Source organism: Mangrovimonas sp. TPBH4 (assembly GCF_001280505.1).
GTDB lineage: Bacteria > Bacteroidota > Bacteroidia > Flavobacteriales > Flavobacteriaceae > Mangrovimonas_A.
In genome coordinates this window covers 161,024-173,957 of record NZ_LBIO01000058.1, presented here as the reverse complement: position 1 = coordinate 173,957, position 12,934 = coordinate 161,024, and the positions used below count along the sequence as shown (strand labels likewise).

Sequence of the window (12,934 nt, the reverse complement as noted above, 5' to 3'; positions counted from 1 at the left end):
TTTTTTGAGTTAGTTGCTAATATAATATTTCGGCGCAAAAATCCGAAATAAACGGATACAAATTACACATAAAAAAGCCAACATCCCTTAGAATATTGGCTTTTAGATTTGTAAGAAAAATAGTTTTAAACGTTAAACAAGAAATGCATAACGTCTCCATCTTTTACAATATAATTCTTTCCTTCCACGCGCATTTTACCCGCTTCTTTCACTTTGGCTTCACTACCGAAGCTTACGTAATCGTCATATCCAATTACTTCAGCTCTAATGAACCCTTTTTCAAAATCGGTATGGATCACTCCCGCTGCTTGAGGTGCTGTAGCACCAATATCTACAGTCCAAGCTCTCACTTCTTTTACTCCCGCGGTGAAATACGTTTGTTGGTTCAATAATTTATAAGCAGAACGAATCAATTTTGAAGATCCCGGTTCATCCAAACCAACATCCTGCAAAAACATCTGACGCTCTTCATAGTCATCCAATTCATTGATATCTGCTTCGGTCCCTACTGCCAACACTAGCACTTCTGCATTTTCATCCTTTACAGCTTCCCGCACCTGTTCCACATATTGGTTTCCTGAAACAGCTGATCCTTCATCTACATTACACACGTACAGAACCGGCTTATCTGTAATTAATTGTGATGGTTTTACATAATCATTGTAATCATCCTCTTCAAACTCCAAAGCTCTAACAGAAAGCCCTGCTTCCAATCCTTTTTTTATCGCCAGCAAAACAGCCTCTTCCTTCTGCGCTTCCTTATTCCCTGTTTTGGCAGCTCGCTTCACTTTATCCAACTTCTTATCGACAGTCTCCAAATCCTTCAACTGCAACTCCATATCAATGGTTTCCTTGTCTCTAATTGGATTTACACTACCGTCTACGTGTACAATATTATCATTTTCAAAACAACGCAACACATGAAGTATGGCATCTGTTTCGCGAATATTTGCCAAGAATTGATTTCCTAAGCCCTCTCCTTTACTAGCTCCCTTTACCAAACCAGCAATATCTACAATTTCTACTGTGGCTGGCATCACCCTTTCAGGCTTAACCAATTCTTCCAATTTTTCTAATCTAGGATCCGGCACGTTTACCACACCAACGTTAGGTTCTATGGTACAAAATGGAAAGTTTGCACTTTGCGCCTTGGCGTTGGACAAACAATTGAATAAGGTTGATTTACCCACATTAGGCAATCCTACAATTCCTGCTTTCATATAATAGTATTAGTTCATTTGTAACTTTCCACCACAGTGGAAATGCGGCGCAAAGTTAACCAATTATACGATGTATTAAACAAAAAATCCTGAGTTGTTCTCAGGATTTAAAGATGTATTCTAAAAATTGTGTTCGAATTAATCTTCAGGGTGCATAAAGCGTTGTTTTCCTAGTAATTCTTCATCTGTTTCCACATTGTCATCATCTGGAACACAACAGTCCACAGGACATACCGCAGCACATTGAGGCTCCTCATGGAATCCCTTACACTCGGTACACTTATCTGGAACTATATAGTATATTTCGTCACTCAGTGGCTCCTGCGCCTCATCAGCATTTACAGACTTGCCGTCAGGTAAAATCACATCCCCATTTAAACTGGTTCCGTCATTGTACCTCCAGTCGTCGGCACCTTCATATATAGCTGTATTTGGGCATTCCGGTTCACAAGCTCCGCAATTTATACATTCATCCGTTATAATTATTGCCATAGCATTTTTTCTATTTCAGCGTTTAAATTTTCTAACTTTGTACAAAAATAAAGCCAAAACCATTCATAACCAAACACAGAATGAATTTACCAGAAAGAATTGATGCATTCGTAAAATTAGGTGATTTTTTAAGTCAGTTTGCTCAATCTGATTTTATAAAAAAAGAAAATATTCCTCATAACGATCTTTTCTTCGAAGGCTTCAAGCATCAAATAAATTTGGCCAATGAACACAATGGCTGGTTTACGAAAGAGAATATTGTTTACGCATTAAATGGATGGTCTAACTCGTTGACAAAAAGTAATATTGAAAAATGGTTGTTAAAGTATAACTTCAACCAAGAGTCTTCTAAAAAAGTGGCCATTATTATGGCTGGAAATATTCCTTTGGTAGGGTTTCACGACTTTGTTTCGGTGCTTATTGCTGGTCATGATGTTATGGTAAAGCAATCTAGTAACGACAAGCAATTACTTCCCTTTTTGGCAAAATATTTGGAATTTGTCGAGCCCGGTTTCAAAGGAAAAATCAGTTTTACAGAAGAAAAACTAGAGAATTTTGATGCCGTTATTGCTACCGGAAGCGACAACACTGCTCGCTATTTTGAATACTATTTTAAAGACAAACCTTCCATTATTAGAAAAAACCGCAATTCCGTAGCGCTTCTTACAGGTAATGAAACCGAAGAAGAACTCAAAGAGTTATCCAACGACATCTTTAGATATTACGGATTGGGCTGCAGAAATGTTTCCAAATTGTTCATCCCCAAAAACTATGATTTTGATGCCTTTTTCCAAGCCATGTACGATTGGAACCCTATAATCAACGAAACTAAATATGCCAATAACTACGACTACAATAAAGCGGTATATTTAATGAGTGAGTTTGATATTTTGGAAAATGGATTTTTGATGATTAAAGAGGATGAAAATTACGCCTCGCCTATTGCAACGGTTTTCTACGAGTATTACGATTCCATCGAAGACTTAAAGCATAAACTAACCGCTGAAAAAGAAAACATTCAATGCATTGTTTCCAACAATGTTACGGCTGGTGAAATCCCTTTCGGACAGACACAAAACCCACAACTTTGGGATTATGCCGATAATGTAGATACTATTGAATTTTTATTACAAATTTAGCTGATAAATTATTAATTTATTAACGCCTTTTTTAATATTATTTATCAACTTTGCCTTCAACACAATAAAAATTACAACTAAAAGGATTTTTCACCACAAAAATCTCTTAAACAATATATTAAACTACATTATAGATTATACATTCTAACAACACAATTTTAATATTATTCAACAAATGAAAAGACACAATTTTAGTGCAGGCCCATGTGTATTGCCGCGGGAAGTGATCCAAAAGGCATCTGAAGCTTTATTGGATTTTGATAATGGCCTGTCACTTATTGAAATATCACATAGAAGCAAAGCCTTTGTCGATATTATGGAGAATGCAAGAGCCTTGGCTTTAGAACTCTTGGGTCTTGAAGGCAAAGGCTATAAAGCCCTGTTTTTGCAAGGTGGTGCCAGCACACAGTTTTTGATGGTTGCTCTAAATTTGCTTGAAAAACGTGCGGGTTACCTTAATACTGGAACCTGGGCAGATAAAGCTATCAAGGAAGCTAAAATTTACGACGATATCTATGAGGTGGCCTCTTCAAAAGATGCCAATTACAATTATATTCCTAAAGGATACGATATCCCAACAGATTATGATTATTTCCACTGTACATCAAACAATACAATCTTCGGAACTCAAATAAAGGAATTCCCAGACTGCCCAATACCAATGGTATGCGATATGAGTAGTGACATTTTTTCCCGCACTCTTGATTACAGTAAATTCGATTTAATTTATGCCGGTGCCCAGAAAAACATGGGGCCTTCAGGGACTACATTAGTGGTAGTTAAGGAAGATATCTTAGGAAAAGTGTCCCGTAAAATCCCTTCCATGATGGACTATAAGCAACATATTGACAAAAGCAGTATGTTTAACACGCCGCCTGTATTTGCGGTATATACTTCCATGTTGACTTTGGAATGGCTTAAAAACCTTGGTGGAATTTCGGAAATTGAAAAAATAAACGAGAAAAAAGCTCAACTTATTTATTCTGAAATAGATTTAAACCCTTTGTTTAAAGGTTTTGCCACTAAAACCGACCGTTCTTTTATGAACGCCACCTTTAACCTTACAAATGAAGATTTAAAGGAAACTTTTGACACCATGGTTGAAGAAGCTGGAATTAATGGCCTCAACGGTCACAGAAGCGTAGGCGGCTATAGAGCCTCCATGTACAATGCACTTTCTTTGGAGAGTGTTGCAACGCTTGTTGAAGTAATGAGTGAATTGGAACGTAAGGCTTAATAAGTTTTTAGCTGCTAATTCAATAAAATTTAAAGCAACCAAAATAGGTTGCGACCAAAAAAATAAGCTTTAATATTTTAAAATAAGAACATGAAAGTATTAGCTAACGACGGAATTTCTAAAAGTGGAATCGAAGCCTTGGAACAGGCCGGTTTTGAAGTAAGCACCACTACCGTTGCACAAGAACAATTAATCAATTACATCAACCAAAATGAAGTAGATGTATTATTGGTAAGAAGCGCTACAAAAGTAAAACAGGATTTAATTGATGCCTGTCCAAGCATAAAAATCATTGGTCGTGGCGGTGTTGGTATGGATAATATCGATGTGGACTATGCACGCAGTAAGGATATCCACGTAATCAACACGCCTGCAGCTTCCTCCCACTCTGTAGCAGAGTTGGTATTTGCTCACTTGCTAGGTTTGGCTCGCTTTTTACACAATTCCAATCGCGATATGCCTCTTGATGGAGATACGCGCTTCAAGGATTTAAAGAAAAGCTACTCCAAAGGCATTGAATTAAAAGGCAAGACCATCGGGATTCTTGGATTTGGAAGAATTGGACAAGCTACCGCAAAAGTTGCTATTGGTCTAGGAATGAAAGTTGTAGCCTACGATCCTTTTATGGAAACCGTAAATTTAGAATTGGACTTTTTTGATGGCCAAAAACTGAATTTTGAAATCAATACCATTTCAAAGGACGATGTTCTAAAACAGTCAGACTTTATTACCCTTCACGTTCCTGCACAAAAAGAATATGTTATCGGTAAAAAGGAATTTGATGAAATGAAGGACGGTGTGATCATAGCAAATGCTGCCCGCGGTGGTATTATCGATGAAGTAGCCCTTGTTGACGCCATCAATAGCGGAAAAGTTGCAAGAGCCGCTTTGGATGTTTATGAAAGTGAACCTAAACCTGAAATTCAGTTACTTATGAACCCTTCCCTATCGCTTACGCCACACACTGGAGCAGCGACCAATGAGGCTCAAGATAGAATTGGAACCGAATTGGCAGCACAGATTATACAACTGCTTAGAGGATAGGATTTTACAAACAAAAACTTACTAACAAAAGCCTGTAAATCAATTTTTTACAGGCTTTTTTTTGTACATTATAGTCACAATCAAAACTACAGTATAATGGACGGAATTTTAGATTTATTCAATTCGGATTTGGGAAAATCCATCGTAAATGGCCTTTCCCAACACACTAACCAGCCCACCGACAAAACACAGGATATTCTCACCATGGCTTTACCTTTAATGACACAAGCCATGAAAAACAATGCCCAATCACCACAAGGTGCCGAAGGGCTTTTAAATGCCCTGAACAACCATCATGAAACGGGCCTTTTGGATGATTTGGAAGGATTATTCAAAGGAGGTGTGGACCAAAATGTTCTTGCAGATGGCGAAAAGATATTGAGTCACGTATTGGGTGAAAAACAGCAGAACGTCACCAATGTTCTAGGGCATCAATCCGGAATAGACACTAGCTCTATAGCCAATATTCTCAAAGTTGCCGCACCGATTCTTATGGGGTATTTGGCAAAACAATCTAGGCAAAGAAATGTTTCAGGCTCTTCTGATCTCACAGACATGTTAGGAGGCTTATTGGGAGGTAGTTCGGCACATAGAGAACAGGATTTCTTAACCTCAGTTTTGGATGCTGATGGAGACGGCAGTGCCATTGATGATATTGCAGGAATGGTTTTAGGAAACAGCAAAACAAAGGGAGGCTTAGGTGGAATGCTTGGGGACATTCTGAAAGGAAACACCTAACCACCTTTTATAGATTAATTCTGGCCAAGACAATCATCTTGGCCTTTTTTATTACAGATTGTTCTGTAAGGTAATTACAGGCTTTTTTCGTATCTTTAATAGAAACTCAAAACAATGAAAACCTTTGTTTCAATTATATTGCTCACCATTCTAATCTATAGTTGCCATAGTACCCAAAAAGTAGCCAGCAGCACAGTGGATACACAAATAGCGGAAAATGATACGGTAAGAATTGCCAATGACGAATTGGAATATGAAATCATCATTTTTGATCCTGGATTCAGCACATGGCTGAGAAGCATGGCAAGGCCTGAAGGGTACTATTCTCAAGAATTTATGGAAACAAGAAACTACCAATATGTGGTTTCTTGGAACCAAAGAGTACTCCAACCACAAGTTTATGACCCTAATTTATATGGCATGCAAATAAACTATGAATCCAACATTGATTACGGCTACGAGGTCAACTATAAGCTCTACAATTATTTCATTTACTTTCAATTGACTTACCGGCAACAATTAACAGGTTTTATTCCTAGAATTTAAAGTATATTTGCGCAGATTATTTTGTCTATGGAAAAATTCAAAGCAAAATGGGAAATACAGAACAATTGGCAATTGATATTTCCCCTTTTCGGACTTATAGCCCTATTCTACAGTAGTTTTAAATTAGCGAACGTGTTTTTTGAAAGTCCCAACCTACTTTTGGCACTACCTATTAGTCTAATAATATTCTACGCGCTTTTAAAGCTTACTTTGTGGATTTTTAAACGGTTGGAGCACAAATGGATTGTGACCTATAAATGGGAAATGATAAGGATTTTTATTGTTTTTGCCATTACTGGTTCCTCTTCTGTTTTTGTGGGAAGACCTTTGATTGCCTGGGCCGGAATTACTAAAGAAAACTTAAATCCTGTGCTGTATTGGGTATTATTTGTTATCATTGGCCTCATTTTTTATCAAATTCTTTTGGTAACCTTTGGTTGGCTGCTTGGACAGTTTCAGTTCTTTTGGGAATTCGAAAAGAAAATGTTACGTAGATTTGGATTGGGAAAGTTTGTAGATTAGTGCTTTAACAAATGCAACAACAAAAGCAACATACGGTTTTTAAACTAGCCACTACCCTTTTGGTAGTAGCATTGTTGCTTCCTTATATTACCAAGTTAACTCACGTTTTTACCCACCACCATCATGAGGTTTGTAAAGGAGAAAGTCAAGCACACCTTCACAGCTTAGACCAAGATTGTAGCTTTTACCAGTTTAAAATAAACAACACCTTTGTTCTTACAAGCTTCAGTTTTATAGTTCCAAAAATTGTGCCTGTAAAGGAAACCTCTATTGAGTTATACAACTTTAAATACAATCATCAGCAATTATCTTTTTCGTTACGTGGCCCTCCTGAACTAGCCTAACACTGCCAAGCTTTACCCAAAGTCTGGACTTACTACTTAGCAAACGTTATAAGTAACACATTATTTAAATACATAATGTGTGGTTAGTCATGAAAAAGAATATGAAACACCTCTTTATCACTGCCATCACCACCCTTTTAGGACTGTTGGTCCATGGTCAAAATTGTGATATTATCTTTTCAGGTAAAATTGTGGATTTCCACAATGGTGAGCCTATTATAGATGCAACTGTGCATGTTGAATCGTTGGATATTTACACAACCACTGACCTGGATGGTAAATTCATTCTAAAAAATCTATGCCGAGGACCTCTCAAGATCACTTTTTCGCATTTGTCATGCGAAACAAAAACCATTGAGATTGATTTGATAGAAAATTTAGAAAGAACCATCTATCTAGAACATCATGTTGAAGAACTGGAAACCATTGTCGTAAAAGGCGCTGAAGTGAAAAAGAAAACCACGGCAGCCCAAGAAACCATCATAAAAACAGATGTAATTGATGATTATAGTTCGGGAAGTTTAGGCGATGTCATTAAACAGGTTAGCGGCGTGACCTCAATTACTACAGGTAGTAAAATAGTAAAACCTGTTATTAACGGGCTTCACAGCAGCCGCGTTCTTGTAGTAAATAACAACGTTAGAATGGAAGACCAAGATTGGGGCATTGAACACGCTCCAAATATTGATGTCAATGCAGCTGACAATATTTCGGTGATTAAGGGAGCTGGCACTTTGGCCTATGGAGGTGATGCCATTGGTGGTGTTGTGATTTTGGAACCTAAGCATCCGCATTTGGTAGATTCGCTTTTTGGTAAAACTATCACCGGGTTTCAAAGCAATGGACTGGGGTACAACATCAGTTCTTCACTCCATAAAACCTTTGAGTCTGGCTGGTACGCAAATGGCGTTTTGGGATACAAGCAAAATGGCGATTTAAAAGCTCCAGATTACTACTTGAACAACACAGGTTCTAAAAGTTTCTCGGCAAGTTTGCAGGGTGGTTTTAAAAGCTTTGAAAAGGGTTTTGAAGTATACTTAAGCCATATCGATAATGAAATAGGTATTTTAAGTGCCTCTCACATTGGTAATACCGAGGATCTGGTCAATGCTATAAACAACCGAGAACCTTTGGTAAATGAGGATTTCAGTTACAGGATCAAGGCTCCAAAACAAGATGTCAACCATACATTGTTAAAAGCTACAGGTTTTAAGCGTTTTAAATCGTTTGGAAAGCTAAACTTTCAATACGACTATCAGAACAACCAACGCTTTGAATACGACAAAAGAGTTGGAAGCGATAAAAACAAACCTGCGGTGGACCTTAACCTTCAAACGCACAGTTTAAGAACCGATGTTAGGGTTGATAAACTTGAAGGCTATATCATGGATTTTGGAGTTTCAGGGAGGTTTCAGGACAACTTTGCCAATCCAGATACCGGGGTAAGACGACTCATTCCTGATTACGAAAAACTTGACTTTGGCATTTACGGTATAGTTAAGTCATATTTTAACGACAAACTAACAGGAGACTTGGGTGTTAGATACGATTACAACCATATTGACGCCAAAAAGTACTACAAGACAAGTAGATGGGAAGAGCGCGGTTATGATGAAGATTTCAGTGATATTATCATAGATGATTTGGGAACACAACTTTTAACAAATCCAAAGTTTTCATTTCATAACATCTCATTATCTACGGGCTTGTTATATAACCTTAACCAAAAAAATGAGGTATCGTTTAACTATAGCCTTTCGTCACGCCCTCCAAACCCATCAGAATTGTTTAGCGACGGTTTGCACCACTCGGCAGCAAGGATTGAGTTGGGAGATTTAAGAATCAACAAAGAAATTTCCAATAGACTGGGATTAAGCTATAGGTTAAATACCAAGAGAATTGTAATGAACCTAGAAGCGTACTTTAATCATATTAATGATTTCATCTACATCAAACCTACGGGAACAGAAGCCACAATACGCGGTACTTTTCCTGTATGGGAGTATTTTCAAACCAATGCTATCCTCACGGGTATTGATGCTAGTTTTGATGTGCTGTTGTCCAATAATTGGAATTTCAACAATAAATCTTCCTATGTCTATGGTCAGGATACCAAAAATGATTTACCGGTAATTGATATACCTTCGTTTAGGCTGAGCAATACACTTTCGTATTCTAAAGCCAATTGGAAAGATTTAAACATTGCTTTAAATTATGAATTTGTTGCCAAACAAAACAGGTATCCAGACTACAGCTTTGAAACTTACATCGCTTCTAGCGATAGTTATGTGCTGGTTGATATCAGTACGCCGCCTGCCGCTTACAATTTATTTAACCTTTCTGCAGATGCCACATTCGACATTTCGAATAAAATGTCATTAAATGTGATGGCTGCTGTAGAAAATATATTTGACACCTCTTACAGGGAATATTTGAACAGACTAAGGTATTTTGCTGATGATACTGGAAGGAATATAACTGTTCAATTAAAGTTTAATTATTAAATCAAAAAAATTATGAAAACTATTTTAAAATTTCTACCATTATTATTTGTTGCGCCTTTTGTAACCTCTTGTTCTAGTGACGATGATACTCCTGCTCCAGTAAACGAAGAGGAAGTGATCACTACCCTAACCGCTACATTTGTACCAGTTGGAGGCGGCACTACCGTGACATTGCAAACCCAAGATTTGGATGGCGATGGCCCAGATGCACCCGTAGTAACTGTTTCAGGAGCATTTGCTAGCAATACCACTTACAATGGCTCTGTTGAATTTTTGAATGAATTGGAATCGCCGGCTGAAGACATCACGGAAGAAGTGGAAGAAGAAGGTGATGAACACCAAATATTCTATACTACCACCAATGATTTAGGAACCTTTTCTTATAATGATTCCGATGCAGACGGAAACCCTATTGGAGTAGAATTTACGTTCCAAACCGTTGAAACTTCAACTACATTAGAAGGTGTAATGACTATCATTTTAAGGCACGAACCTAACAAGGATGCTACAGGTGTTAGCGATGGAGATATTACAAATGCTGGAGGGGAAACCGATATCCAAACTTCATTCAATATTTCAGTTGAATAAATATCATAAAGTTTGAAAAAAAGAGCGGCTTAAGTAGCCGCTCTTTTCATTTACTAAACTTCTATGATAGTTTCTTTCTTCTTACTAAAAACATAGGTGTACAACCACATGATGGTAAAGGTTGGAATAACATCTAAACCAGGCATAGCCTCTTCTACAAATGAAATGCCTGCAGCTATCCTCCCTTTTTGGCCTTTATACATTTTGGTCATGATCCATGCTGAAACTGGCGCCCAAATGATATCGGCAAACTCACCAATGCCAGGAATAACAAAACTTACATACCCCATAGCATCCAAAAGTATGCTCAAGGCCAACTTACCGTATGGCTTATTATTTTTATATTTCATTTTATAGTTTTAACCTTCTGAAAGCAAGAAGTATACCAAAAGAAATCTATGACAATTTTTCACTAATGAGCTTCAAAAACTCATTCCGGGTTTCTATCTTTTCAAACTGCCCCCGAAACCCTGAAGTGGTCGTCACCGAATTCTGTTTTTGCACTCCACGCATCATCATGCACATGTGGGAGGCTTCAATAACCACGGCTACTCCTTGAGGTTTCAGTGTATCATTGATACAATCCAGTATTTGCTCCGTAAGGCGTTCCTGCACCTGAAGTCGTCTCGAAAACACATCCACAATCCTAGGAATTTTACTCAGTCCAACGATATAACCATTTGGAATATAAGCTACATGCGCCTTCCCAAAAAACGGTAAAATATGGTGTTCGCACAAGGAATACAATTCAATATCCTTAACAATGACCATTTCGTTGTAAGATTCCTTAAACATGGCACTTTTCAGAATTTCTGCGGCATCTTGAGAGTACCCTTGGGTTAAATACAACATGGCCTTGGCAGCACGTTCAGGTGTTTTTAGCAAGCCATCCCTGTTAACATCTTCCCCTAATTCTTCGATAATGCCATTATACCGAGCTTTAATATCATCGGTAATTTGGATGTTGTACTCTTCAAATTTTTCGTAAGGCATGGTGCTTAAATAAGTTTACTTCCTTAAAAATAAACAAAATAACCGAGTTAAACCATTCAACTACAAGAGCTTTCATTCATATGAACGTTATGATTTTCACAATACAACAGCTTCCCTCCTTTTTATATGAATTTCTAATTGTGCATCACACCTTAAAATAGTATTTTCACCCTATGATTCACAACAATATGATAGAGGCGAAAAACATCCATAAATATTACAATAACCTACATGTTTTAAAGGGTGTGGACCTCTCAATTTCAAAAAGCGAGATTGTATCCATTGTAGGAGCTTCGGGCGCCGGAAAAACCACATTACTGCAGATTTTGGGAACTTTGGACAAGGCGTCACAAAAAGATACCAATAGCTTACTGATTAATGGTACGGATATTTTAAAGCTGAACGATAAAGCTTTGGCGAAATTCAGAAATGAGCATATCGGTTTCATTTTTCAGTTTCACCAATTGCTGCCTGAATTTACCGCTTTGGAAAATGTGTGCCTTCCTGCCTTTATCAAAAACACCCCAAAACCACAGGCCGAAAAACGCGCTAAAGAGTTATTGGATTTTTTGGGACTGAGTGAACGTTACGACCACAAACCCAGTGAACTTTCTGGTGGTGAGCAACAGCGTGTAGCCGTAGCCAGAGCTTTGGTAAACAACCCTGACTTGATTTTTGCCGATGAACCTTCGGGGAATTTAGACAGTGAATCGGCCGAAAACCTTCACAAACTGTTCTTTAGGCTTCGTGATGAATTTGGGCAAACCTTTGTGATTGTTACCCACAATGAGGACTTGGCCAATATGGCGGACAGAAAATTAACGATGGTTGATGGAAATATTGTGGGGTAACCCTAAAGCTCGAATGCGACTTTTATCCCCTGGATAATCATGCTGGTACCGATAATAGCAATAATCAAACCCATTATCTTACTAATTACAGTAATTACATTGTTGCCCAGCTTTCTAACAATAAAGTCACTGATGTTAAAAGCCCAATAGGTCAGGTAACAGATAAATCCAAATACTACAATAACAATTCCTATTTCGGCATAATCCCCCTTTGACACAAAGTTCATGGCCGTAACAATGGTTCCTGGCCCTGAAAGGATTGGAATCGCCAATGGAGACACGGCAATATTTTCATCGATTACAGCATTTTCCTTTAAGTGCTTTACACTCGATTTTTTGGACTGAAGCATTTCAAAACCAACAAAAAATATCAAAATACCCCCAGTAATTTTAAAGGCGGGAATGGTAATCCCGAACAGTTCAAAAATAAATTTACCCAACACCACAAACATCACCACAATTAAAAAGGCAATGATGGTTGCATTTTTACTGATTTTTCTTTTGGTAGCCTCATCTGCATCTTGTACCAACGAAGAAAATATTGGCACATTTGCAATAGGATTCATAATCGCAAAAAAACCTGTAAAAACGGTAAGTGTAAAAGGTAAAAGTGTATCCATATATTTAATATGTGTATAAAGATAGTTTTTTTAATTCGCTATCAAAACACTTGCAAATGTATTAATATTGCAACTGCAATATGATGATTCAATCCA

15 protein-coding genes are annotated in these 12,934 nt (G+C 37.6%); 10 read left to right on the top strand and 5 right to left on the bottom strand.

Going from position 1 to position 12,934, the window contains the following annotated elements; genetic code table 11:
* Positions 1 to 125 precede the first annotated feature (125 nt).
* Entirely contained in the window at positions 126 to 1,220 is a 1,095-nt protein-coding gene (ychF, locus tag ZA05_RS15115; protein WP_053992516.1) for a redox-regulated ATPase YchF, read from the bottom strand.
* 138 nt (positions 1,221 to 1,358) lie between these two features.
* A complete protein-coding gene (locus tag ZA05_RS15110) occupies positions 1,359 to 1,712 on the bottom strand; it encodes a 4Fe-4S dicluster domain-containing protein (protein WP_053992515.1) in 354 nt (117 codons plus the stop codon).
* An 80-nt stretch (positions 1,713 to 1,792) separates the two neighbouring features.
* Between ZA05_RS15110 and ZA05_RS15105 the strand changes: the two genes are divergently transcribed.
* From ZA05_RS15105 to ZA05_RS18375, 9 genes are all read left to right on the top strand, one after another.
* Positions 1,793 to 2,851 carry an acyl-CoA reductase gene (locus ZA05_RS15105; protein ID WP_053992514.1) on the top strand — a complete coding sequence of 353 codons (1,059 nt, stop codon included), beginning with the start codon at positions 1,793 to 1,795 and terminating at the stop codon, positions 2,849 to 2,851.
* A gap of 175 nt (positions 2,852 to 3,026) precedes the next feature.
* Positions 3,027 to 4,088 carry a 3-phosphoserine/phosphohydroxythreonine transaminase gene (serC, locus tag ZA05_RS15100; protein ID WP_053992513.1) on the top strand — a complete coding sequence of 354 codons (1,062 nt, stop codon included), beginning with the start codon at positions 3,027 to 3,029 and terminating at the stop codon, positions 4,086 to 4,088.
* A 90-nt stretch (positions 4,089 to 4,178) separates the two neighbouring features.
* Positions 4,179 to 5,132 carry a D-2-hydroxyacid dehydrogenase gene (locus tag ZA05_RS15095; protein WP_053992512.1) on the top strand — a complete coding sequence of 318 codons (954 nt, stop codon included), beginning with the start codon at positions 4,179 to 4,181 and terminating at the stop codon, positions 5,130 to 5,132.
* A 96-nt stretch (positions 5,133 to 5,228) separates the two neighbouring features.
* Positions 5,229 to 5,870 carry a DUF937 domain-containing protein gene (locus ZA05_RS15090; RefSeq protein ID WP_053992511.1) on the top strand — a complete coding sequence of 214 codons (642 nt, stop codon included), beginning with the start codon at positions 5,229 to 5,231 and terminating at the stop codon, positions 5,868 to 5,870.
* A gap of 114 nt (positions 5,871 to 5,984) precedes the next feature.
* Positions 5,985 to 6,416, top strand: coding sequence for a DUF6146 family protein (locus ZA05_RS15085; protein WP_053992510.1), 432 nt, complete (start codon positions 5,985 to 5,987; stop codon positions 6,414 to 6,416).
* A 27-nt stretch (positions 6,417 to 6,443) separates the two neighbouring features.
* Positions 6,444 to 6,938 carry a DUF6787 family protein gene (locus ZA05_RS15080; RefSeq protein WP_053992509.1) on the top strand — a complete coding sequence of 165 codons (495 nt, stop codon included), beginning with the start codon at positions 6,444 to 6,446 and terminating at the stop codon, positions 6,936 to 6,938.
* 11 nt (positions 6,939 to 6,949) lie between these two features.
* Complete coding sequence (locus tag ZA05_RS15075; RefSeq protein WP_053992508.1) at positions 6,950 to 7,282, top strand: hypothetical protein; 333 nt, start codon at positions 6,950 to 6,952, stop codon at positions 7,280 to 7,282.
* A gap of 101 nt (positions 7,283 to 7,383) precedes the next feature.
* Complete coding sequence (locus tag ZA05_RS15070; protein WP_053992557.1) at positions 7,384 to 9,786, top strand: TonB-dependent receptor; 2,403 nt, start codon at positions 7,384 to 7,386, stop codon at positions 9,784 to 9,786.
* A 12-nt stretch (positions 9,787 to 9,798) separates the two neighbouring features.
* Positions 9,799 to 10,374, top strand: coding sequence for a hypothetical protein (locus ZA05_RS18375; protein ID WP_053992507.1), 576 nt, complete (start codon positions 9,799 to 9,801; stop codon positions 10,372 to 10,374).
* A 53-nt stretch (positions 10,375 to 10,427) separates the two neighbouring features.
* Here the strand turns inward: ZA05_RS18375 and ZA05_RS15060 are convergent, their stop codons facing one another.
* Entirely contained in the window at positions 10,428 to 10,724 is a 297-nt protein-coding gene (locus tag ZA05_RS15060; RefSeq protein WP_053992506.1) for a hypothetical protein, read from the bottom strand.
* 46 nt (positions 10,725 to 10,770) lie between these two features.
* Positions 10,771 to 11,367, bottom strand: a complete 597-nt coding sequence (gene folE, locus ZA05_RS15055) for a GTP cyclohydrolase I FolE (RefSeq protein WP_053992505.1) — start codon at positions 11,365 to 11,367, stop codon at positions 10,771 to 10,773.
* A gap of 188 nt (positions 11,368 to 11,555) precedes the next feature.
* On the opposite strand from folE, the gene ZA05_RS15050 reads away from it, so the two are divergent.
* A complete protein-coding gene (locus tag ZA05_RS15050) occupies positions 11,556 to 12,218 on the top strand; it encodes an ABC transporter ATP-binding protein (RefSeq protein ID WP_053992556.1) in 663 nt (220 codons plus the stop codon).
* Between the two features lie 2 nt (positions 12,219 to 12,220).
* Here the strand turns inward: ZA05_RS15050 and ZA05_RS15045 are convergent, their stop codons facing one another.
* The gene (locus ZA05_RS15045; protein ID WP_053992504.1) at positions 12,221 to 12,838 is read right to left on the bottom strand and encodes a MarC family protein; all 618 of its coding nucleotides are present in this window, start codon (positions 12,836 to 12,838) and stop codon (positions 12,221 to 12,223) included.
* Positions 12,839 to 12,934 lie beyond the last annotated feature (96 nt).